Raw genomic sequence first — 22,995 nt, 5'->3', positions numbered from 1 at the left:
ATCAGCCCGGCTGGCTGTCGCAGAGCTGCCGGCCGATCCGGGCGAGGGCGGGGAAATGGCTCGCGCGGGCCTGCGCCTCCGCCGAACTGGCGGTACCCCGGATCACCCGGCCCTTGATGCCGTGGAAGATCGCGGCAAGGCGGAAGATGTTGAAGATGAGATAGAAGCCATAGTCGGGAATGGCGGGGCGGCCGGTCCGGCGGCAATAGTCGGCGACATAGGCTTCCTCCGGCGGGATATTCAGCGCCGCCAGATCCTCGCCAGCCAGCCCCGCCACGATCTCGCCCGGAATATGGTACATCATCGAATGATAGGCGAAGTCGGCCAGCGGATGGCCCAGCGTCGACAATTCCCAGTCGAGCACCGCGATCACCCTTGGCTCGGTAGGGTGGAAGATCATGTTGTCGATGCGGAAATCGCCGTGGACGATCCGACTTTCGTCGGTGGGCAGTTCCCGCGACCGCAGCCATGCGATCAGCGAGTCCATGTCATCGTTTCGCCCGGCAGCCTCATCCTCCTCATATTGTTTCGACCAGCGGGCGATCTGCCGCTCGAAATAATTGCCCGGCCGCCCATAATCGGACAGGCCGACATCGGCAGGGTCGATCGCATGCAGCGCCGCGATCGTCGCGTTCATCGCATCGAAATAGGCGGGCCGCTCCGCCGCCGCGATATCCGGCAATGCGAGGTTCCAGAATATCCGGCCGTCGACCTTCTCCATGACATAGAAGGGGCTGCCGATCACGCCATCGTCTTCGCACAGGCCAAAGATGCGCGGCACCGGAAAGCCCGCCGAACCCAGAGCGGCCATCACCCGAGCCTCGCGGTCGACGGCGTGCGCGCCCTTCAGCAGCACGCCGGGCGGCTTGCGGCGCAGCACATAGGAACGGCCGGGGGCCACCAGCAAATAGGTCGGGTTGGACTGGCCGCCGGAAAACTGCCGCAGGGAAAGGGGGCCGGAAAAGCCCTCGACATGGTCCTGCAACCAATTGCCCAGCCGCGCCTCGTCCAGTTCGAAACCGGCCCGGACCGGCATCGTGCCGTCGCTGCCGGTCATATCGCGGCCAGCCCGTGCGCATGTTCGCGCTTGATCTTCTTGGCGAGCGACCATTTGTGCACCTCGGTCGGACCATCATAGATGCGAAAGGCCCGTATGTCGCGAAACACCTTCTCGACGATCGTGTCGCCCGAAACCCCCGAACCGCCCATCACCTGCACGCAGCGGTCGGCGACGCGCATCAGCGCCTCCGACACGGCGACCTTCGCCATGGAGCTTTCCGCCGTGCCGAGCGATCCGCCATCCAATATGTCGGCGCACCAGTCGATCATCAGTTCGGCCTGCTTGAGGTCGATGAGATTTTCGGCCAGCATGAAGCCCACCCCTTCATGGTCGACCAGCGCCTTGCCGAAGGCCTGACGCGAACAGGCATAGGCACTTGCGATTTCATGTGAGCGCAACGCCGCACCCCACCAGCGCATGCAGTGGGAAAGGCGCGCTGGACTGAGCCGCACCTGTGCATATTGAAAGCCCTTGCCGGCTTCCCCCAGAAGCTGGCTGTCGGACACGCGAAGATTGTCGATCGCCACCAGCGAATGGCCGCCCGGCATGGAATTGTCGATCGTATCGAGCACGCGCTCGATCCGGATCGCGGGGTGCGGCAGGTCGACCAGGAACAGGCAAGCGCCACCGGTTCCGTCGGTGGCGTCCGACTTCGCCATGACGATGCCCACTTTAGCGCCCTGCGCGCCGGTGATGAAGGTCTTGCGCCCGTTGATGACCCATTCGCCGCCTTCGCGCCGGCAGGTGGTTTGCATCATCGAAGGATCGGAGCCCGCGCCGCCGTCGGCCGCCGGTTCGGTCATGAAGAAGGCGGAACGCGCCTCGCCCCGCACCAAAGGCGCCAGGAAGCGCGCCTTCTGCTCGGCGGTCGCGACCTTGCCCAGCAGATACATATTGCCCTCGTCGGGGGCCATGGTGTTGACCGCGACCGGCCCCAGCGGCGAGAGGCCCGACTTTTTGAGCACCATCGCCGTTTCGCGCTGGTTCAGATGCGATCCATCCGCCAGGATGTGCGGCGTCATCACGCCCGCCTCGCGCGCCAAGGCCCGCAATTCGGCGACCATCTCCTCGCTGGGGCCATGAGAGCCGCATCGCGGATCGCGTTCATAGCCGCTTACCACGTCGCGGACGAAACGCTCGACCTTGTCGGCGATCGCCGCCGCCCTGTCCTTACCGACCCCCTCATCGCCCGCCATGGTCATTCCTCATCCGCCTTGATCATTGGTCGCTTCGGACTTTTTCTCCGGATTCGCTTTCATCCGCTGTGCGACCGAGCTATAGTGTAGGACAGGATTGTAGAACAATCAACCGTATAACGGGGCAGTGACATTGGTGGTTCATCAGCAGGCGGATGCCGACGAAGAACATGGGGCGGCGGGCGCGTCTGAGCGGGTCTATCGCGGGATCATGCAGGATCTGGAGGCGCATCGCATGGTGCCGGGCCAGCGGCTGGTGGAAACGGAACTCGCGCTTCGCTTCGGGGTCGGGCGCAACGCGGTGCGGGAGGCGATCCAGCGTCTCGCGGTGCGGGGTGTCGTCGACCCCAGCCGTTTCAGGTCGCCCTCGATTCGCCAGCTCGACCTCGCCGAGACGAATGAAATACTGGATGTCGCGGCGGCCATGACGGGGCTGGCCGCCCGGCTGGCCGCGATCGCCTATTCCGCCGCGCGCGACCGGGCGGCGCTGGATGCCGCCATGGCGATGCTGGCGGAGATCGGTCCCCAGACCGAACCGGGAGAGTTCAGCCGGGCGCGCAGGCATTTCTATCGCGCGATCCTGGCGATCGGCGGAAACCGCGAATTGCAACGGCTGTTCCCGGCGATCGGGATGCACATCATCTATTCGCAATTCCAATCGCCCCGGCTGCAACAGGTCCGCATGGCCGATTACCGGGCGATCTACGACGCCATCGTGGCGCGCGACGGCGACGCCGCCGAACGCGCGGCGCGTGGCCATGTCGACCATGTCCGGTCGCTGCTTGGCTGACGGCTATTTCCGGCCGTTGCTCGACCAGCGGGCGGACAGGGGCACCGGCTTCCACAGACGTGGACCCATGGCGGTCAGCGCGGCCCCCGACGTCGCGCTCAGGAACAGCAGCGCCCCCAGCAGATATTGTCCAACGCTCATGCCCGCCGCAGGATGCTCCATCACCATCCGGTGCAGGATATTCTCCTCCGGCCAGGCGGAGGCCAGCAACATCAGGCCCGCGATCCGCAGACCCGTCTTCGCGATCCAATGGTCATACCAGCCTGTCATGACGGCTTCCTCCATCCGGGAGGACGCTCAATTACGCATCAGGGCATAGCTTATCGAGAGCGAGATGCCGTGTTTTCCGTTGAAATCGCATAGGATTCGACGGATTTTTCAGGCAATCCTATGCGAATCCTATGCCGATCGCACAAAGCAGCACTGGAAAAGCTATGCGGCTCTGTGCAATGGGCGGGGCCGATAACAGCGGGTAACTGGCAGATGACGGATCAGACGGGCGATGGGGCGGGCCATGGCCGTCCGCAGGACAAATTGCCGGTCCTTGCCCTGGGGGCGCTGGGGGTCGTGTTCGGCGACATCGGCACCTCGCCGCTCTACGCCCTCAAGGAAAGCTTCGTCGGCCACCATCCGCTCGCGGTCGATCCGGCCCATATCTATGGCGTGCTGTCGCTGATCTTCTGGACGATGACGCTGATCGTCACGGTCAAATATGTGTTCATCGTCATGCGCGCCGACAATCATGGCGAGGGCGGCAGCATGGCGCTGCTCGCGCTGATCTCGCGCAGGCCGGGCACGAGCCGGTGGACGCCGTGGATCGCGATACTGGGCGTGCTCGCCTCGGCCCTCTTCTACGGCGACGCGATCATCACCCCAGCCATTTCGGTGCTGTCGGCGGTGGAGGGGCTGGAGGTGGTGAACGACGGCTTCGCGCCCTTCGTCCTGCCCATCGCCATCGTCATCCTGATCGGCCTGTTCCTGATCCAGAAACATGGCACGGCGCGCGTCGGCGCCATGTTCGGGCCGGTCATGGCGGTCTATTTCCTGGTGCTGGCGGCGCTGGGGCTGGGGAACATCGCCCGCCATCCTGAAATCATCGGCATCGTCAATCCGGTCTGGGGGCTGCGCTTCTTCCTGCTCGACCCGAAGCTGGCTTTCCTGGCCCTAGGGTCGGTGGTGCTGGCGGTGACGGGGGCCGAGGCGCTCTATGCCGATATGGGCCATTTCGGGCGCAAGGCGATCAGCATCGCCTGGCTCTATGCCGCGCTGCCCTGCCTGCTGCTCAACTATATGGGGCAGGGCGCGTTGCTGCTGGACCAGCCCCAAGCGGCGGAAAACCCCTTCTTCCTGCTCGCGCCGCAATGGGCGCGGCTGCCGCTGGTCATGCTGGCCACGGTGGCGACGATCATCGCCAGCCAGGCCGTGATTTCCGGCGCTTTCTCGGTGACGCAGCAGGCGGTGCAGCTCGGTTTCCTCCCCCGCCTCAAGATCGCCCATACCAGCGCGGCTGCCGCGGGGCAGATCTATGTGCCGTTGGTCAACTGGGCGCTGCTGCTGTTCGTCGTGCTGCTGGTGCTGGGCTTCCAGTCGTCCAGCAATCTGGCGGCCGCCTATGGCATCGCGGTCACCGGAACGATGGTCATCACCGCCTGCATGCTGGGCGTGCTGACCTTCAGCGTGTGGCGCTGGCCGCCGCTGGTGGCCGGGGGGGTGACGGGCCTGTTCCTGGCCGTTGACGGCGTCTATTTCCTGTCCAACGCCACCAAGATTCCCGACGGCGGCTGGTTCCCGCTGCTGGTCGCGGCACTGGTGTTCGTGGTGCTGACCACCTGGTCCACCGGCCGCAGGATCATGAATTTCTACCTGATGGACGGCGCGATGGACGTGGGACTGTTCATCCAGTCCGTCGCGAAGTCGCTGAAGCGCGTGCCGGGCACCGCCATCTTCCTCAATTCCCGGATAGAGGGCGTGCCGCCCGCGCTGCTGCACAATGTGAAGCATAACAAGATCCTGCACGAGCGGATCATCATCCTGACCGTGAAGACCGAGGCCGTGCCGCACCTTCCCCTGCACGGCCGGGCGGAGGTGGATGACCTGGGCTCCGGCTTCTACCGCGTCGTGCTGCGCCACGGCTTCATGGAGGAGGTCGACCTGCCTGCCGCGATGAAGGCGGTCAGCGGCTGTGGCGGGCCGATCAATATCAGCGACACCAGCTATTTCCTCAGCCGCCAGACGCTGATCCCGTCGGAAAAGCCCGGCATGGCGATCTGGCGCGAAAAGCTGTTCGCCTGGATGATGCGCAATGCGGTGACGCCGATGGATTTCTTCAAGCTGCCGACCAACCGCGTGGTCGAACTGGGGTCGCAGGTCGAAATCTGACCGTTACGCCTCCCCCTCCCGCAGCCGGTATCCGATCCCCAGCTCATTGCCGATGATCCGGGGCCGCTGCGGATCATCCTCCAGCTTCTGGCGCAGGGTGCGGATCAGCACGCGCAGATATTCGACATGATGCTCATGCTCATGCGGCCAGACATGGGCCATGATCTGCTGGTGGGTGATGACGCGGCCGGGATATCGGGCAAGCCGCGCCAGCACGGCATATTCCTTGGGGGTGAGGTGGATTTCCTGCCCGTTCTTGGTCACGATCCGCGCCATCAGGTCGATCGTCACGTCGCCCGCGCGCACGGCGGTCGCGCCGCCATCCCTGGTCATCCGGTTGCGCAGCGCCACGCGCACGCGCGCCAGCAGTTCTTCAGTATCGAAGGGCTTGGTCAGATAATCGTCCGCCCCCAGATCCAGCGCCGCCACCTTCTGCTCGGTCGCCTCGCGCGCCGATATGACGATCAGGCTAGCGTCGCATTGCCGCTTGATGAGCGGCACCAGCTCCAGCCCGTCCCGGTCGGGCAGGCCCAGATCCAGCAGCACGACATCCGGCCGCTCCTGCCCCATCATGTCCAGCGCCGCGCGGGCATCGGCGGCCTCCATCGTCGCATAATCGGCGCGGGTCAGCGCGGCGTGGATCAGGCGGCGGATCTGCGGCTCGTCGTCGATGATCAGCGCCTTGTGGCGGGTGGTCATGCCCTTGTCCCTCCTGTCGGGTCCGTCATGTCAGCCTTCTCATATCAGCCCCTCTTCAGGCAGGGGGGAAAGGATCAGCGCCTGCGGGAAGCTCAGGGTGAAACGGGCGCCCGCGGGATCATCATGGTTGGTTGCGGCGATGCCAAGGCCCATCGCGTCGGCAAAGCCCTTGACGATGGCAAGGCCAAGGCCGGTGCCATGCTTGGCCCGGTCCGACCCCTCCACCCGCGTGAAGGTGTCGAAGATGCGCGCCTCGCTGCCCGGCGGGATGCCCGGTCCCTGATCGATCACCGACAAGGCGATGGCGTCGGGCAGCCGCTCGCCCCGTATGGTGACGGCCGTGCCGGGATCGGCATAGCGTCCCGCATTGTCGAGCAGGTTGATGAGGATGTGGTGCAGCAATGTCGGATCGACCCGCACCAGCGGAATGTCGGGCACGATATCGACGCGTACCTCATGCCCGGCGAGCGACTGGCGGGTGTCGTGCACCGCCCCGGCGACCGCGTCGAACAGGTCGGTCGGCTCGGTCTTCAGCGGCAGCGCGCCCGCTTCCACCCGCGCCATGTCGAGCAGATTGGCGACGAAGCGCTTGAGCCGATCCGCCTCCGCCTCGACCGTGTCGGCCAGTTCGCTGGCCGGAACCGGCAATGGCTGCCGCTTGAGTTCATGCACGGCGGAAATGATGGTGGTGAGCGGCGTGCGCAGATCATGGCTGACCGAGGAGAGTAGGGCGGAGCGCAGCCGGTCGCGCTCGCGGACCTGCCGGGCGTCCAGCATCTCCTCCTCCAGCGCCATGCGGTCGAAGGCGATGGCGGCCTGATCGAGCAGGCTCATCAGCAATGGCAGCTGATCGGACCGCAGCGGTTCCCCCGCGTCCTCGCGGGCGAGGCCCAGCACCCCCAGCACGCCACGGCCCGGCCTTCCCCGCGTGGTGCGCAACGGATGGAACAGCCAGTCCGATGCCGTCAGGGTAGAGGAACCGCGCCCGGCGGGCTGGTCATTGTCCATCGCCCATTGCGCGGCGGCCCGCTCGATATGCTCCAGCCGGTCCTCCGGCGGCACGGCGGCGCGCAGTTGCGGGCCGTCGGAGGAAGGGAGCAGCAGCACGGTGCGCACGTCGAACAGGCGGCTGACCTCCCCGCAGATCGCCTGCATCAGTTCTTCCTGGGTGGCGGCGGCGTTCAGTTGGCGGGAAAAGCCCGCCAGTGCCGCATTCTGCCGGGCGCTGCGATGGGCCATGTCCGCCTGCGCGCGGACGCGGGCGGCGAACTGGCTGGTGACGATGGCGACGCCCAGCAGCACGAGGATGCTGATGACATTTTCCGGATTGCTGACGGTCAGCGTGCCGGTCGGCGGCAGGAAGAAGAAATTATAGGCAAGGCTGGAAAGCAGCCCTGAAAACAGCCCGGCGCGCAGGCCGAAACTGGCGGCGGCGAACATCACCGGCACCAGATAGAGCAGCGCGATATTGCCGAGCGCGATGCTCTGGACCGCGAGCCGCCCGATCGCCGTCATCAGCGCGATCATCAGCGTCGACCAGACATAGTCGGTGGGCTTGCCCCAGGGACCGGCCCGCAGCGCGGCGGTGGCGGGGCGTGGCGGCGCCGTCTCGTCATTGGGCAGGACATGGATCGCCACGTCGCCCATGCCCCGGACCAGCCGGTCGACGACAGAGCCATGGCGCAGTTCGAACCACCAGGACCGCGATGCCTTGCCGATGACGATCTGCGTCGCGCGGGCGTCGGTGGCGTAAAGCCGCAGCCCCTCCACCACGGTCGGCGCCGGGATGGTCGCGGTGACGGCGCCCAGCCGGGATGCGAGCGCCATGGTGTCTGCCAGTTGGGCGCGCTCTTCGGCGGAAAAATGCAGGCTGCGCTGGGTTTCGATATGCACCGCCGTCCATGGCGCCTTCAGCGCATCGGCCAGCCGCTTGGCGGCGCGGACCAGGCCCTGCGCGCTCGGCAGTTCGCTGATGGCGACCAGCACCCGCTCGCCTGCGGCGAAACTGCCCGCCAGCGCATGGGCACGGACATAATCCAGCATCTGCGCGTCGACCGCCTGCGCCGCCCGGCGCAGCGCCATTTCGCGCAGGGCCGTCAGGTTGGACTTGGAGAAGAAATGGTTGAGCGCCCGGCTGGCCTCGGCCGGAATATAGACCTTCCCTTCCTTCAGCCGCTCGATCAGTTCGTCCGGCGGGATATCGACCACCTCGATCTCGGCATTTTCCAGCACCGAATCCGGCACCGTCTCGCGCACGCGGACGCGGGTGAAGGAGGCGACGACATCGTTCAGGCTCTCGACATGCTGGATATTGACGGTCGAAAACACGTCGATCCCCGCGTCGAGCAGCTCTTCTATGTCCTGATAACGCTTGGGATGGCGGCTGCCCGGCGCGTTCGTGTGGGCCAGCTCATCGACCAGCACCAGTTGCGGACGGCGGGCGAGGATGGCGTCGATGTCCATTTCGCTCAGGACATGACCCTGATGCTCGACGGTACGGCGGGGAACGACCTCATGGCCATGAAGCAGCGCCTCGGTCTCGCGGCGGCCATGGGTCTCGACCACGCCGACCACCACGTCGATGCCGGCCTTGCGCCGCTGCATGCCGCCGGTCAGCATTTCATAGGTCTTGCCGACGCCGGGCGCCGCGCCCAGGAAGATCTTGAGACGGCCGCGGCCTTCCTGCGCGGCTGCGCGCAGAAAGGCTTCGGGATCGCGGCGGTCCGGCTCGTTCATCGGCTCTGATTAGCGCTAATCCGGTCCAGCCGTCGATTGATTTCCAGCACATTGACGCGGGGTTCGCCGATGAAGCCCAACAGGGGCCGTTCGATGCTGTCGTCGATGAGCTTGCGGACCGTGGCAGGCGCCAGACCGCGCGCGCTGGCGACCCGGTCGGCCTGATAATAGGCTGCATCGGGGCTGATATGCGGGTCGAGTCCCGATGCGGAGGCCGTGACCAGATCGGAGGGAATGGGGCGGCCGGGCGACGTCGCGCCGGTCTTGATGTCCTGCGCGACCCGATCGGCGAGCGCCTTGCTCGCCGGGCCGAGATTGGAGCCGGAGGAGGCCATGCCGTCATAGCCCTTGCCCGCCGCCGACGGGCGGGGGTGGAAATAACGGGCGCTGGTGAAGCTCTGGCCGATCAGGGCGGAGCCGATGGTCCGGCCGTCCTGTTCGATCAGGCTGCCATTGGCCTGATGCGGGAACAGCGCCTGGCCGATACCGGTCAGCGCCAGCGGATAGGCGATGCCCAGCAGCAGCGCGAACAGCAGCGTCATGACGATCGCCGGGCGGAACGAGGATTTGATGTCGATGAACATGGAATTATCTCCTCAGGCCAGGCTCAGGCCATTGACGGCCAGGTCGATGATCTTGATCCCCACGAAAGGCGCGACCAGCCCTCCTGCGCCGTAAATGGCCAGGTTGCGCGCCAGCAGCGGCCCGGCGCCGATCGGCCGGTATGTGACCCCGCGCAGCGCCAGCGGCACGAGGCAGGGGATGATCAGCGCGTTGAAGATGATCGCCGAAAGGATCGCGCTTTGCGGGCTGGCGAGACCCATGATGTTGAGGATCCCCAGCCCCGGATAGAGCGCCACGAACATGGCCGGGATGATCGCGAAATATTTGGCGACGTCGTTCGCGACCGAAAAGGTGGTGAGCGCGCCGCGCGTCATCAGCAACTGCTTGCCCAGGCCCACCACCTCGATCAGCTTGGTGGGGTCGCTGTCGAGGTCGACCATGTTGCCCGCCTCCCGCGCCGCCTGCGTGCCGGTGTTCATCGCCACGCCGACATCGGCCTGGGCAAGGGCGGGCGCGTCGTTGGTGCCGTCGCCGCACATGGCGACCAGCCGCCCGCCTTCCTGTTCCTTGCGGATCAGGGCCAGCTTGTCCTCCGGCGTCGCCTCGGCGAGGAAATCGTCCACCCCCGCCTCGGCCGCGATGGAGGCGGCGGTCAGCGGATTGTCGCCGGTGATCATCACCGTGCGGATTCCCATGGTGCGCAGTTCGCCGAAACGCTCGCGTATGCCCGCCTTGACGATATCCTTGAGGAAGATCGCGCCCAGCAGCCTGCCGTCCTTCGCCACGGCCAGCGGCGTGCCGCCCGCGCGGGCGATCTCGTCCGTGATGCGCCGGATTTCGTCGCCGGCCGCCGCTTGGGGCGCGGCTGTTCCTTCGGTCAGGGCCTTCAGGACGGAATCCACCGCGCCCTTGATGATCCGCATGCCGTCCGTCTCCACGCCGGAAATGCGGGTCTGGGCGGTGAAGGCGATGATCCGGGCGCCTTCGGTCAGGGCGGCCGCCTGGTCGATCTTCTCGCGGGCGAGGGTCACGATGGACCGGCCTTCGGGCGTTTCGTCCGCTAGGCTGGCCAGCAGCGCGGCTTCGGCCAGATCGGCGGACCTGACCCCGGTAAGCGGGCGGAATTCGGTGGCCTGCCGGTCGCCCACGGTGATGGTGCCGGTCTTGTCGAGCAGCAGCACATCAATGTCGCCCGCCGCCTCGACCGCGCGGCCCGATTTGGCAAGGACGTTGAACCGCACCAGCCGGTCCATGCCCGCTATGCCGATCGCGGACAGCAACGCGGCGATGGTGGTGGGGATCAGGGTGATCAGCAGCGCTGCCAGGATCGCGACCGGGATCGACCCGCCCGCATAGCTGGCAAAGCCGGGGATGGTGCCGACCGCGATCAGGAAGATGATGGTGAGGCCCACCAGCAGCAGGGTCAGCGCGATTTCATTGGGCGTCTTCTGCCGTTCCGCTCCCTCGACCAGCTCAATCATGCGGTCGAGGAAGCCCTGGCCGGGATTGACGGTCACCCGCACGCGGATTTCGTCGGACAGGACGCGGGTGCCCGCCGTCACGGCGGAACGGTCGCCCCCCGCCTCGCGGATGACGGGCGCGCTCTCGCCGGTGATCGCCGCTTCGTTGACCGACGCGACGCCGGCCACGACTTCGCCGTCCGCCGGGATCAGCTCGCCGGCCTGGACCAGCACGATATCGCCCTGTCGGAGCAGGCTGGCGGGAATGGTTTCGCTGCTGTCGCCCCGCATGCGACGGGCGGTGAGGTCCGCCTTGGCCGCGCGCAGGGATGCGGCCTGCGCCTTGCCGCGCCCCTCGGCCAGCGCCTCGGCGAAGGTACCGAACAGGACCGTCAGCCACAGCCAGACAACAAGCTGCAACTTGAAGCCGATGCCAAGCCTGTCCTGGCCGATCCCCAGCAAGACCGTCAACAACAGCGCAACGACCGCCGTCGTGAACATCACGGGATTGTGGATGAGCTTCGTGGGATTGAGCTTGCTGACGGCATCCCGGCAGGCGGGAAGGATAAGCTCTGCGGTGAAGATGGATTTCTCGGCGGATCGGGCCATCGGGATGATCCTTAAAAGAGTTGGCCATGGATCATCGCGAGATGATCGGCGATGGGACCAAGGGCGAGGCTGGGCAGGAAGGTAAGGCCGCCGACTACAGCCACGATGCCGACCAGCAGCCCGGTCCAGAGCGGTCCGGTGGTGGGGAAGCTGCCCGCCGTTTCGGGCGTATATTTCTTGGCAGCGAGGCTCCCTGCGATCGCCAGCATCGGCACGATGATGAAGAAGCGGCCGATCCACATCGCGACGCCCAGCATGGCGTCATAGAAGGGCGTGTTCGCGGTCAGGCCCGCAAAGGCCGAACCATTGTTCCCCACGGCCGATGTGAAGGCGTAGAGTATCTCCGAAAAGCCGTGCGGCCCCTTGTTGAGCGGCCCGGCCAGCCCTGCGGGCAGGACCGAGGCGATCGCCGAAAAGCCAAGGATGATGAGTGGCAGCACGGCAATGGCGAGGACGGCGAGCTTGACCTCGCGGCTCTCGATCTTCTTGCCCACATATTCCGGGGTGCGGCCGACCATCAGCCCGGCGACGAACACGGCGAAGATGGCGAACAGCAGGAAGCCATAGATGCCCGCGCCCACGCCGCCGACGACCACTTCACCCAGCTGGATGTTGATGAGCGGGATCATGCCGCCCAGAGCGGTGAAGCTGTCATGCATGGCATTGACGGCGCCGCAGCTCGCCGCCGTGGTGACGACCGAGAACAGTGCCGAGGCGGCGATGCCGAAGCGCACCTCCTTGCCCTCCATATTGCCGCCCGCGACGCCCAGATGATGGAGGATGGGATTGCCCGCGGCCTCCTGCCAGTAGGTGACGGTGACGCCGACCAGGAAGATGGTCAGCATCGCGGCCAGGATCGCCCAGCCCTGTCGGACGTTGCCGACCGCCTTGCCGAAGGTCCAGGTCAGGCCGAAGCCGATGACGAAGATCGACAGCATCTGCACGAAATCGGTGAGCGCGGTCGGATTTTCGAAGGGATGGGCGCTGTTGGCGTTGAAAAAGCCGCCGCCGTTGGTGCCCAGCATCTTGATCGCTTCCTGGCTGGCGACCGGGCCGAGCGCGAGTGTCTGCCTCGCACCCTCCAGCGTGGTGACGCCGACCGATTGGGCGAGCGTCTGCGGCACGCCGCTGGCGATCAGGAACAGCGCATAGAGGATGCAGGCGGGCAGCAGCAGATAGAGCGTCACCCGTGTCATGTCGGCCCAGAAATTGCCGATGGTCTGGCTACCGCGCCGGGCAAAGCCCCGGAACAGTGCAAAGGCCAGCGCAATGCCCGTGGAGGCGGAGAGGAAATTGTGGATCACAAGGCCGAGCATCTGGGCGAGGTTCGACAATGTCGATTCCCCGGCATAGCTTTGCCAGTTGGTGTTGGTGGTGAAGCTGATCGCCGTGTTGAACGCCAGATGCTCGCTGGTCCCGGCAAATCCCAGTGGATTGAACGGCAGCATGTCCTGGAGCCGCAGCACGGCATAGGTGAGCAGCAGCAGGACCGTATTGAAGATCAGCATATGGACGGCGTAGCGCCGCCATCCCTGCTCCTCGTCCGGGTCTATGCCCGAAAGGCGATAGAAGCCCCGCTCGACCGGGCCGAGCAGCGCATGGAGCGGGGTTCTGCGCCCCTCATACAGCGCGAACAGCCAGAGCCCGACGGGCTTGGTCAGCGCGAGTAGGATGCCGGTAAAGGCGAGGATGAGCATCCATCCCTGCAATGTCATGAGTTCGCCTCCCCTGTCAGAAGCGTTCGGGGCGCGCGAGCACGGTCACCAGATAGACAAGAAGACCGATGGCGGTCAGTGCCGCCAGCCAGAGGTCGATGGTCATGGCAATCGACTCCCTCAAGCCCTTGCGCACAGCGCGGCATAGCCGAGCGTCGCTGCCAGCAAGCCCAGGATCACGCCGATCCAGATGATGTCCTGCATGAAACACACTCCCGCAGGCGAGCATGTCGCGCGGGATGCGGGACCGAATCGTCTGCCGCCCGTCAATTAGTGCGTCACGCCGTTTGAATTCGAGAGAGCGGCATCAGGCGAGCCATAGTGTTTCCATATGAATTGCCCGCTTTTCATCCCCATCCCGCGAAAAATCGCGCAAGTCACAGAATTATGTGAACCTTTTTCAGGCTTTCAGGCACTAACAGCCAGAACGCACCGAGAGACAAGGTAAAGCCGAACCGATGAACGACACGCGTGCCCGCATCAATGCCATCGGGTGCGCCGTACCCGCGCAGGAGATGCATGCCTCCTTTGTCCGATGGGCGATCGGTCAGCTGGATGACGCGCGGGAACGGCAGCTTTTCACGCGGATGGCGGAGCGTTCGGGCATCGGCCGCCGCTGGTGCGTATTGCCACTGACCGCGGAAGGCGGCTCACCGGTCGATCCGGGCGGCTTCTATGCCGGCGCCATGCCGCCCACCTCGCTGCGCATGCGCCATTATGCGCATCATGCGCCGGGCCTCTGCATGGAGGCGATCGGGCAGTTGGGGGAGCAGGTCGCGATCGACCGGATCAGCCATCTGGTGGTGGCGAGCTGCACCGGTTTCATCGCACCGGGCATCGACCAGATCATCGCCCGGCGGTTGGGGCTGGAGGGCGTCGAGCGAACGCTGGTGGGCTTCATGGGCTGCTATGCGGCGGTGGCGGCGCTGCGGACGGCGCGCCATATCGTCCGATCCGAACCGGCGGCGCGGGTGTTGGTCGTGACGGTCGAACTGTCCTCGCTGCATTTCCAGCCGGAAAGACAGATTGAGCGATTGCTGATGATGCTGCAATTCGGCGATGGCGCGGCAGCGGCGCTGGTCACGGCGGAAGACCGGGGCGTCGTTCTCGGTCAGCCCTTTTCGCTCAATCTGGAGGATTCGGCGGACCTCATCCGCTGGGACATTGGCGACAGCGGCTTTGTCATGCACCTGTCGGGGGAAGTGCCGGGCCGTATCCAGGCGGCGCTGGGCGAGGGAGCGGTCCGGCGGCGCATATTGGGATCGGACGATCCGGCCGCGGTCGATGGTTGGGCGGTTCATGCCGGGGGCCGGTCCATCCTCGATGCGGTCGAACATGGGCTGGGGCTGGGGGAAGCGGCGCTGGCGGCTTCCCGAAGCGTGCTGGCGCGGTTCGGCAACATGTCCTCCGCCACGCTGATGTTCATCCTGCGCGACATGCTGGCCGACGCGACGCGGAACGTGCGGCGCGGCGTGGCGCTGGCATTCGGGCCGGGGCTGGCGGCGGAGGGGTTCCGGTTCGAAGGCGTGCTGTGATGTCGCGCCTGCCCGCATTGATCGTTGGCGGCGGACCGGCGGGCGCAGCCGCCGCGATCACGCTCGCACGGGCGGGCGTCGCGCCGCATCTGGTCGAACGCCATGCTCTGCCGCATGACAGCGTTTGCGGCGGCTTCCTGGGCTGGGATGCGCTGGCGGCGCTGCGCGATCTGGGGGTCGATGCCTTTGCCCTGGGTGGACGGCCGATCGAACGGCTGCGATTGCTCGCGGGCGAGCGCAGCGTGGAGCTCCCCCTGCCGCAGCGCGCGGCGGGACTGTCGCGCCGGTTGCTGGATGAGGCGCTGATCGGCCGGGCGCAGATGATGGGCGCCATCGTCACCCGTGGCCGCACGGTGAGGGCGGCCGATCCGCTGCGCCGATCCCTGCGCTTCGACGATGGCGAGGAGATGGCGGGCGAGGCCCTGTTCCTGGCGACCGGCAAACATGAACTGCGGGGGCTGGCGCGCAGCCTGAAGGGGCGTGGGGAGGCGCCCGCCGTCGGCCTTCGCGCCGTGATACCGGGCAGCGACGACCTGGATGGCGTGATCGAGATGCACCTGTTCGACGGCGGCTATGCGGGCCTTCTGGTGCAGGAGGACGGAACCGCCAATCTGTGCCTCTCGGTCGCGCGGGAACGGCTGGGCGCGGCGGGCGGCGTGGCCGCGCTGATGCGCGACATCATGAAGCAGGCGCCGCGTCTTGCCGGACGCATGGGAGGAGAGGTTCCGGCCCATTTCGATGCGATCGCCGGCGTGCCCTATGGCTGGCGGGCGGCGGCGGGCCAGCCGGGCATTTTCCGCATCGGGGACCAGGGCGCGGTGATCGCCTCGCTCGCCGGCGACGGCATCGCCATCGCCCTTGCCAGCGGGACGGGCGCGGCGCAGGCCTTTCTCGCCGGAGGGGCGCAGGCAGCGGTCGAATGGCAGGGCCGGTGGCACCGCCGCAGCCGCTGGCCGGTCGTCGTCGCGGAAGCCCTGCGCCACGGCGCGGCGCGGCCGGGCATGCGCGACGGGCTGATGCGCCTGCTGCAATGGATGCCGGGGCTGGGCGCGCAGGCGGCGCTGCTCACCCGCATATCCGCTCCACGCAGAGACGGAAGGCGAAGCGGCGCACGATCCTCACCTGGTCGGGGCTGATGCCTGCCTGCGGCAACAGGGCCGCCCAGTCGCCGGGGCGGAAGGAGCGGGCGATGGAAAGCTGCCCGTCCTCCCGCACGATCCGGTGGACGCGCAGCAGCCGGGCCAGGATGGGAAAGCCCCAATGGGCAAAGCCATGACGGTGCAGGTCGCAGATCAGCCAGCCCCTGCGCGCATGGCCCTCCATATGGCGCAGGAAGGTCATGAGCTGCGCGTCCGTCATGTGATGGGTCACCTGACTGGAGATGATGAAGTCGAAGGCCTCCGGCTGGTCGAGATAGTCTCCCGTGCGATAGTCGATCGCCAGGTCCGGCGGGGTCGCGGCGCGCGCCGCCGCGAGGCTTTTCTCATTGAGGTCGACGCCGATCAGCTCCGCCTTGATCCCCCGGCGCCTTGCCCAGCGGGCCACGGCGCGCAGCACATCGCCATCGCCGAAGCCCACATCCAGCAGGCGGAAATGCCGGGCCTGGCCGATCGCACGATTGAGGAAGGCGATGGTCGGCCAAGCCGTGAAGGTCCAGCGATTGACCCGCGCCAGATCGTGCAGCACGCGCGCATAGACGGCGGGGTCCAGATCCGGCGCATCCATCTGTTCTTCCTGGCGCGAACGGATCGAGAGGTCGGCCATGATGCGCTCCTTGGCTGTTTCCCACTTCTATATCCTACCCCCCATTCCCGCATAAAGAGGTGACGTCATGGGATTTTCCTCTGCCCTGCTGCTGCTGGCCGCGGCCTTTCCCGCGACAACCATAGAGGGAAGCTGGCTGACGGACGACCAGAAGGGCGTGGTCCAGATCGCACCGTGCGGCACCCATATGTGCGGCCGGATCGCGCGGGTGCTCGACAAGGGGCCGAATGTGCCGGCGACCGACGTCAACAATCCCGATCCCAGGCTGCGGCGGCAACCGATCGTCGGCTTGCAGACCCTGTGGGGTTTCACGCGCGACGGATCGGTCTGGAAGGGAGGGCGGGCCTATGACCCGAAGTCGGGACAATCCTATCGCTCGACGCTGGAACTCTATCCCGACGGGGCGCTCAAGGTGACGGGCTGCGTTCTCTTCCTCTGTCAGTCGCGCCGCTGGACCCGCATCCGTTAAAAAATGCCGCGTCTCATGCTTTTGCATCTGCCCGCTTGCTCTATGCACTCGCAAAATGCGGGGCAAAGTCTCACATTGGCGCCATGACGATATCGACCCTTCCCGCCGCCCAGCCCACCATGGCGAACCGCCGCCTGCCCGATCCGGTGCGGGCGGTGATCTTCGACATGGACGGAACGCTGCTGGATACGGAGGCAGAGCATCGCCGCACCATGGCGCAGGCGGCGCAAGCGCTGGGCTGGCCCTTTTCGGACGAAGTGCAACTCGCCATGGTCGGTATCCATCGCGATGCGAACCGCATCATGCTGATGGAGCGTTTCGGCGCCGATTTCCCGCTGGAACAATTTTATGCCGATGCAGACCGGCTGTTCGAGGCGGCGTTGGAGGCCGCCATCCCGATGCGGCCCGGCGTCGAGCCCGTGCTGGACCAACTGGCGGCGGCAGGCATTCCCATGGCGATCGCGACCTCGACCGAGGCGCCCTACGCCCAGCGGCGACTGGAGAAGGCGGGCCTGCTGGACTATTTCGACGCGATCGTGACCCGCAACGATGTTGACCGGCCCAAGCCGCATCCCGAACCCTATCTGCTCGCGGCCCGGCGGCTGGGCGTAGCGGTCGGCGACGCGGTGGCGGTGGAGGACAGCTATGCGGGCGTCCGGTCCGCCGCGGCATCCGGCATGGCGACCGTGATGGTGCCCAATCTCCTGCCGCCGACACAGGCGGAGCTGGATCTTGTGGCGGTGGTTTTGCCGAGCCTGCACGAACTGGCCGCGCTGGTCCTGCCTCCGCCCGAGGGCTGACATCAGGCGCAATGAACGGGTTCTGACCCCAGACGTTCGTCCCGCACCATAGCCTCTTCGTCGCAAAGCCCGTTGCATTGCTCGGGCTCTTGGAATTGGGGAGCCGATGTGGGACAGCGAGGGTCTGGATTGCCAAAAGGGAAATGCGGGACGCTCGCCATGCCGTTGCCGGGTCATTTGAAGACAAAGCCCGTCCTGCGGGGCTGGGCCTTCGCGGCGGCGGGCGTCGCACTGTCGGTTGCATCGGCGCAGGCGGCCGATCCTGCGCCCTTCGAGCTGGGTGGGCCGGGGCTGAAGATCATGGTGACGCGGGGCCAGGAAACCCTGCCCATCGCCCAGGTACCCAGCCTGGCCGAGGGCGACAAGCTGGCCGTCAGGGCCGATCTGCCCGAGGATCAGGGCGCGAAATATCTGCTCATGTCCACCTTCCTGCGCGGCGCGACCAATCCGCCGCCCAAGGACTGGATCAAGGCGGCCGAAAGCTGGAAGAAGAAGGCGAGGGATAACAGTCTGGCGCTGACCGTGCCCAAGGGCGCCCGGCAGATGACGCTGTTCATGGTTCCGGAGACGGGCGGCGCCGCGGGCACGATCACCGATGCCGTGCGCGGCAAGCCGGGCGAGTTCATCCGGGCGACGCAGGAACTCAATCAGGCCTCGCTCGACCGGTCGCGGCTGGACGCCTTCATGGCGGCGATCCGGGCGCAGGAAAACACCCATCCCGAATTTCTCCGCTCGGTCGCACCGGCGCTGGCGCGCAGCCTGTCGATGAAGCTGAATGAGGAATGCCTGTCCAAGGTGGTGGAGCTTCAAGCCAGTTGTCTGCTGGAAAATCGCGAAACGCTGGTACTGGCCGATGTGCACAGCAGTTCCATCGCCGAAACGCTGACCGGCGCCCCCACCGACCTCGCGCTGCAACTCAGTTCCACGCGGGAGGCGGGCTATGGCTTCTACAGCCCCTATATCGGCGTGGTGCGCGACCTGGCGAAGATTTTCGGCGCATTCAGCAACCCGGAATTCGACTATCTGCCCACGCTGACGATCCGGCGCGACGATTCCGCCTCCCTGCTGCTCAACAAGGCGCCGTCCTTCAAAAAGCCCAAATCCGTGCTGGTGATCGGCATGCCCGCGATCGAGGCGGACAGCCCGCCGCGCCTGCGCAGCGCAGCCGACGGTCCGATCTGCGCCGCCCGGCCGGGGATCGTGCTGCCGGTCGAGGGTGCGCCGCTCATCTATTCGACAGCCTATGCGCGGAACATGAAGCTGGCGCTGACCGCTGCCAGTGGCGAGACCGTCGAACTGCCGGTCGATGCGCGCGCCGACCGGGGCGGCTATGTGGTGCGCAGCGGCGATCCCCTGCCGGCGGCCTTCAAGGGCACGGTGAAGGGACATCTTTACGGCCATTGGGGTTTCGATCGGTTCGAGGGGCCGGATTTCACCCTGCAACTGCCCGGTGATGCGGCATGGAAGGTGGCGGGCGATGAGCCTGCCCTGGTGGCCGGGCGCGACAATATATTGACCCTGACCGGCGAAGCACCTGCCTGTGTCGAGGGCGTGACCCTGCGGCAGGGCGACGGGCCGGCGCAGTCGCTGGGCTGGAAGGTGCAGGGCACGGACACGCTGGCCTTGACCCTGCCGCTTGGCGAACGCAGGCCGGGCGATATCCGGGTAGAGATCAAATATCAGGGGATTCCGACGCCGTCCGTCCTGTCGCTCAAGGCCTATGCACAGGCGAGCAGGCTGGATGCGCTCAGCCTTCACGCCGGTGACCATGTGGCGCAACTGTCCGGCCAGCGGCTGGACCAGGTGGCGAGCGTCGAACTGGCGGGGATGACCTTCGAGCCCGGCGGACTCTTGCGCGACGGATCGGTGGACCGGCTGCAATTGGCGACCAAGGGTGAGGCCGCGCCGCTGAAGGCCGGCGATCAGGCGACGGCGCGAGTCAGGCTGAAGGACGGGCGGACGGTCAATCTGTCCATGACCGTCGATCAGGCCCGGCCGCGTGTGACCTTATTGAACAAGAGCATCACGCCGGGCACGGTGCGGGACGGGCGGCCGCTGATCGTCTCCGGGGCCGATCTGTTGCCTGATGACGGGCGGCTGGTCTTTTCGGTAAGAGCGGATGCGGGCGCGCAGCTGCGGGCCGACGATGTGCTGGAAGTCGCCCCGGCCGATGGCGGCAAGGCGGTTCGGCTGGGAAGCGGCACGGGCCTGCGCCTGTCGGGGCCGGACGTCGCGGTGGCGAGCCTGGATTCCGTCGCCTTGGCCCCGTCTGCCGGTCCCCTGCGCTTCCGGCTGGTGCGGGGCGGGGAGGCGAGCGATTGGCAACCTCTGGTGACGCTGGCACGGCTGCCCCATATCGAAGGGGTCGAGTGTGAGGCGGCCGACTGCACGATCAGGGGGAGGGATCTTTTCCTGATCGATGCCGTGGCGGCCGCGCCCGGCTTTGAAAAGCCGGTGACGGTGGCGCAGGGCTTTACCGGTTCCAGTCTTTCGGTTCCGGTGCCTGGTGATGGCAAGCTCTATATCCGGCTGCGCGATGCGCGCGATGCGCCGGTCATATTGGAAACGAAGGTCGCGGGCTGATCGTCCATATCGACGGAAAAAGCTACGGCTTCCGCATGGGCCGATATGTGTCCGATAGCTGTTGAATCATCCAAATAATCGGTTGCTCTTCCCATGGCTGCCCCGACGGCCGCGCGACACTATGGCGCGCAAAGCTTATCTTGCCGGAGGGGAAGTCATGAAGACGCAGGTGGCGATTGTGGGTGCGGGACCGGCTGGCCTTTTGCTGGGCCATCTGCTGCGCGCGGAGGGCATCGAAACCGTCATCGTCGAGCGGGCGGCGCCTGATTATGTGCTCGGCCGTATCCGGGCCGGTGTGCTGGAGCGCACCACCACCGATCTGATGAATCGTCTGGGGCTGGGCGCGCGCATGCACGCGGAAGGCCTGCCGCATGACGGCTTCCATCTGGCCGATGGCGAACGGCTGATCCGCATCGACATCGCTGCGCTCACTGGCCGGCATGTCATGGTCTACGGCCAGACCGAAATCACCCGCGACCTGATGGAAGCAGCGCCGCAGCGTGGGCTGGAAATCGTCTATGAGGCGTCGGACGTCGCCTTGTTCGATATCGACGGCGATGCGCCCTGTCTCACCTATCGGAAGGACGGCGCGACGCATCGCATCGATGCGGATTTCATCTGCGGCTGCGATGGCTATCACGGTCCCTCGCGGCGGGCGATCCCGGCCAAGGTGGCGACGGCCTATGAGAAGCTCTATCCCTTCGGCTGGCTCGGCATCCTCGCCGATGTGCCGCCTTGCAACCATGAACTGATCTACGCCAATCATGAGCGCGGCTTCGCACTGGCCTCGATGCGCTCGGCCTCGCGCAGCCGCTACTATATTCAGGTGCCGCTGGACGAGAAGGTCGAGGACTGGCCTGATGACCGCCTGTGGGACGAACTGGCGATCCGCCTCGGCCCCGATGCCGCCGCGCATATCATTCGCGGCCCGGCGCTGGAAAAGTCGATCGCGCCGCTGCGCAGTTTCGTGTTCGAGCCGATGCGCCACGGCCGCCTGATGCTGGCGGGCGACAGCGCGCATATCGTGCCGCCGACGGGGGCCAAGGGCCTCAATCTCGCCGCCTCGGACGTGCATTACCTCTCCGACGCGCTGATCCGCTACTATAAGAGCCATGACAATGACGCGATTGCCGGTTATTCGGACAAGGCGCTGGCCCGCGTCTGGAAGTCCGAACGCTTTTCCTGGCAACTAACCAGGCTGATGCACCGCTTTCCGGAAAATGATGCGTTCGATCGCCGGATGCAGGTCGCCGATCTGGAATATATCGCGTCCTCGGTCGCGGCGCAGACCTCGATCGCGGAAAATTATGTAGGATTGCCGCTCTGATATGACTTTGCCCACCCGGAAGCTTGGACCCTACACTGTTTCGGCCATTGGCCTGGGCTGCATGAATCTGAGCCATGCCTATCTCCCCCGGCCGGAGCCGGAGCAGGCGGAAAGGCTGCTGCTCCATGCCCTGGATGCGGGGGTCACATTCTTCGATACGGCGGCGCTTTACGGCTTTGGCGCCAATGAGGAACTGGTCGGGCGGACGCTGATGCATCGCCGCGCCGAATTCACCCTGGCGAGCAAATGCGTGCTGGGCGAGATTGACGGCAAGCGTGGACTGGACGGTTCTCCTGAAGCGATCGCGCGGGTGCTGGAGGATTCGCTCCGGCGCCTGAGGACCGATCATATCGATCTTTACTATCTCCACCGGCTCGACCCCAAGGTGCCGATCGAGGAGTCTGTCGGTGCCCTGTCGCGCGCGGTCGAGGCGGGCAGGATCGGTGCGATCGGCCTTTCGGAAATGTCGGCGGCGACCATGCGCCGTGCCCATGGGGTCCATCCGATCACCGCGATGCAGACCGAATATTCGCCCTGGACCCGCAATGCCGAAGTGGCGGTGCTGGATGCCTGCGCGGAACTGGGCGTGGGCTTCGTCGCCTTTTCGCCGCTGGCCCGCGGGCTGCTGGCGGGCAATGTGGGACCGCAGGGCGTGCCGCAGGGTGATATCCGTGGCTCGATGCCCCGGTTCCAACCGCCGCATCTGGAGGCGAACCTCGCTCTGGCAGGGCAACTCAAGCGGCTTGCCGATCAGGCGGGCTGCACGGCCGCCCAGCTTTGCCTCGGCTGGCTGCTATCGCGGCGGGATTTCGTGATCCCGATTCCCGGGACGACCAGCATCGCCCATCTGGACGAGGATCTGGCGACGCTCTCGCTCCACCTCTCCGATGATCTGTTTGCGGCGATGGACGCGATCTTCACCTTGGAGGCGGTGTCCGGCCCCCGCTATCCCAAGGAGGCGCAGGCCCAGATCGACACGGAAACCTGGGCCGGTGAACCGCTGGCCTGAAGGGAGAGGGGGAGCGTCAACTCTCCTTTTCCGTTGGTTTTCAGAAAAATGATAAGCCCGTGATTTTTCCTGTTGACCGACTCATCCGACGCGCCTAGATGCCACTCCACCGACGCGGTGAGCGCCACTGGTTCTCGCTTCGATCGGTCGCCAATATCAAGGACGACCAAGTCCTCGCACGAAAGTTCGAGGATAGTTGGTTGTCCGCTTCTGATTTTGGTCGGCTCTTTGACATTGTAGGTAAAGATGAAGGGACATGTGGGCGGCGGCCCCGGGTTCTGACGGCTTCTAGGCGTCGGC

At 66.1% G+C, this 22,995-nt stretch carries 19 protein-coding genes; 9 read left to right on the top strand and 10 right to left on the bottom strand.

The features are described 5' to 3' along the window. Nucleotide 1: 1 nt before the first annotated feature. Nucleotides 2-1,057: a phosphotransferase gene (locus MJ601_RS11600; protein ID WP_242126528.1), complete on the bottom strand. Its 1,056-nt coding sequence runs from the start codon at nt 1,055-1,057 to the stop codon at nt 2-4. Then, the gene (locus tag MJ601_RS11595) at nt 1,054-2,262 is read right to left on the bottom strand and encodes an acyl-CoA dehydrogenase family protein (protein ID WP_242126526.1); all 1,209 of its coding nucleotides are present in this window, start codon (nt 2,260-2,262) and stop codon (nt 1,054-1,056) included. The genes MJ601_RS11600 and MJ601_RS11595 overlap by 4 nt, the downstream gene beginning before the upstream one ends. A gap of 121 nt (nt 2,263-2,383) precedes the next feature. Here MJ601_RS11595 and MJ601_RS11590 point away from each other — a divergent pair, with 121 nt between their 5' ends. Further along, nucleotides 2,384-3,046, top strand: a complete 663-nt coding sequence (locus MJ601_RS11590) for a GntR family transcriptional regulator (protein WP_242126524.1) — start codon at nt 2,384-2,386, stop codon at nt 3,044-3,046. Nucleotides 3,047-3,049: 3 nt separating this feature from the next. Here MJ601_RS11590 and MJ601_RS11585 read toward each other — a convergent pair whose 3' ends face one another. Further along, on the bottom strand, nt 3,050-3,316 hold the full coding sequence (locus tag MJ601_RS11585; protein WP_242126523.1) for a hypothetical protein: 267 nt from the start codon (nt 3,314-3,316) through the stop codon (nt 3,050-3,052). A gap of 213 nt (nt 3,317-3,529) precedes the next feature. On the opposite strand from MJ601_RS11585, the gene MJ601_RS11580 reads away from it, so the two are divergent. Continuing rightward, on the top strand, nt 3,530-5,425 hold the full coding sequence (locus MJ601_RS11580; RefSeq protein WP_242126520.1) for a potassium transporter Kup: 1,896 nt from the start codon (nt 3,530-3,532) through the stop codon (nt 5,423-5,425). Between the two features lie 3 nt (nt 5,426-5,428). Here MJ601_RS11580 and MJ601_RS11575 read toward each other — a convergent pair whose 3' ends face one another. From MJ601_RS11575 to kdpF, 6 genes are read right to left on the bottom strand one after another with little or no spacing between them, the layout of a single operon-like run. After that, complete coding sequence (locus MJ601_RS11575; RefSeq protein WP_242126518.1) at nt 5,429-6,124, bottom strand: response regulator; 696 nt, start codon at nt 6,122-6,124, stop codon at nt 5,429-5,431. A 39-nt stretch (nt 6,125-6,163) separates the two neighbouring features. Continuing rightward, a complete protein-coding gene (locus MJ601_RS11570; RefSeq protein WP_242126516.1) occupies nt 6,164-8,860 on the bottom strand; it encodes a sensor histidine kinase in 2,697 nt (898 codons plus the stop codon). Further along, nucleotides 8,857-9,444 (bottom strand): potassium-transporting ATPase subunit KdpC, encoded by a 588-nt coding sequence (kdpC, locus tag MJ601_RS11565; RefSeq protein WP_242126515.1) that lies wholly within the window; start codon nt 9,442-9,444, stop codon nt 8,857-8,859. The genes MJ601_RS11570 and kdpC overlap by 4 nt, the downstream gene beginning before the upstream one ends. A gap of 12 nt (nt 9,445-9,456) precedes the next feature. Continuing rightward, entirely contained in the window at nt 9,457-11,493 is a 2,037-nt protein-coding gene (kdpB, locus tag MJ601_RS11560) for a potassium-transporting ATPase subunit KdpB (RefSeq protein ID WP_242126514.1), read from the bottom strand. An 11-nt stretch (nt 11,494-11,504) separates the two neighbouring features. Further along, complete coding sequence (gene kdpA / locus MJ601_RS11555; RefSeq protein WP_242126511.1) at nt 11,505-13,208, bottom strand: potassium-transporting ATPase subunit KdpA; 1,704 nt, start codon at nt 13,206-13,208, stop codon at nt 11,505-11,507. 16 nt (nt 13,209-13,224) lie between these two features. Next, nucleotides 13,225-13,314 carry a K(+)-transporting ATPase subunit F gene (kdpF, locus tag MJ601_RS11550; protein WP_242126509.1) on the bottom strand — a complete coding sequence of 30 codons (90 nt, stop codon included), beginning with the start codon at nt 13,312-13,314 and terminating at the stop codon, nt 13,225-13,227. A 352-nt stretch (nt 13,315-13,666) separates the two neighbouring features. On the opposite strand from kdpF, the gene MJ601_RS11545 reads away from it, so the two are divergent. Both MJ601_RS11545 and MJ601_RS11540 read left to right on the top strand, forming a co-directional pair. After that, nucleotides 13,667-14,743, top strand: coding sequence for a type III polyketide synthase (locus MJ601_RS11545; protein ID WP_242126507.1), 1,077 nt, complete (start codon nt 13,667-13,669; stop codon nt 14,741-14,743). Next, complete coding sequence (locus MJ601_RS11540; protein WP_242126505.1) at nt 14,743-15,879, top strand: NAD(P)/FAD-dependent oxidoreductase; 1,137 nt, start codon at nt 14,743-14,745, stop codon at nt 15,877-15,879. Before MJ601_RS11545 ends, MJ601_RS11540 begins: the two co-directional genes overlap by 1 nt. Here MJ601_RS11540 and MJ601_RS11535 read toward each other — a convergent pair. Continuing rightward, nucleotides 15,809-16,507 carry a methyltransferase domain-containing protein gene (locus tag MJ601_RS11535; RefSeq protein ID WP_242126503.1) on the bottom strand — a complete coding sequence of 233 codons (699 nt, stop codon included), beginning with the start codon at nt 16,505-16,507 and terminating at the stop codon, nt 15,809-15,811. The genes MJ601_RS11540 and MJ601_RS11535 overlap by 71 nt on opposite strands. Before the next feature lie 67 nt (nt 16,508-16,574). Between MJ601_RS11535 and MJ601_RS11530 the strand changes: the two genes are divergently transcribed. From MJ601_RS11530 to MJ601_RS11510, 5 genes are all read left to right on the top strand, one after another. After that, the gene (locus MJ601_RS11530) at nt 16,575-16,976 is read left to right on the top strand and encodes a DUF2147 domain-containing protein (RefSeq protein WP_242126501.1); all 402 of its coding nucleotides are present in this window, start codon (nt 16,575-16,577) and stop codon (nt 16,974-16,976) included. Nucleotides 16,977-17,059: 83 nt separating this feature from the next. Further along, nucleotides 17,060-17,776 carry an HAD family hydrolase gene (locus MJ601_RS11525; protein WP_242126498.1) on the top strand — a complete coding sequence of 239 codons (717 nt, stop codon included), beginning with the start codon at nt 17,060-17,062 and terminating at the stop codon, nt 17,774-17,776. Between the two features lie 159 nt (nt 17,777-17,935). Then, complete coding sequence (locus tag MJ601_RS11520) at nt 17,936-20,359, top strand: hypothetical protein (protein WP_491572909.1); 2,424 nt, start codon at nt 17,936-17,938, stop codon at nt 20,357-20,359. Between the two features lie 157 nt (nt 20,360-20,516). Further along, entirely contained in the window at nt 20,517-21,686 is a 1,170-nt protein-coding gene (pobA, locus tag MJ601_RS11515; protein ID WP_242126493.1) for a 4-hydroxybenzoate 3-monooxygenase, read from the top strand. A 1-nt stretch (nt 21,687) separates the two neighbouring features. Then, nucleotides 21,688-22,695 carry an aldo/keto reductase gene (locus MJ601_RS11510; protein ID WP_242126491.1) on the top strand — a complete coding sequence of 336 codons (1,008 nt, stop codon included), beginning with the start codon at nt 21,688-21,690 and terminating at the stop codon, nt 22,693-22,695. Nucleotides 22,696-22,995: the final 300 nt, after the last annotated feature.

This window comes from Sphingobium trunci, assembly GCF_022664535.1.
Taxonomy (GTDB): Bacteria; Pseudomonadota; Alphaproteobacteria; order Sphingomonadales; family Sphingomonadaceae; genus Sphingobium.
This window is presented reverse-complemented; position numbering and strand designations above follow the sequence as displayed.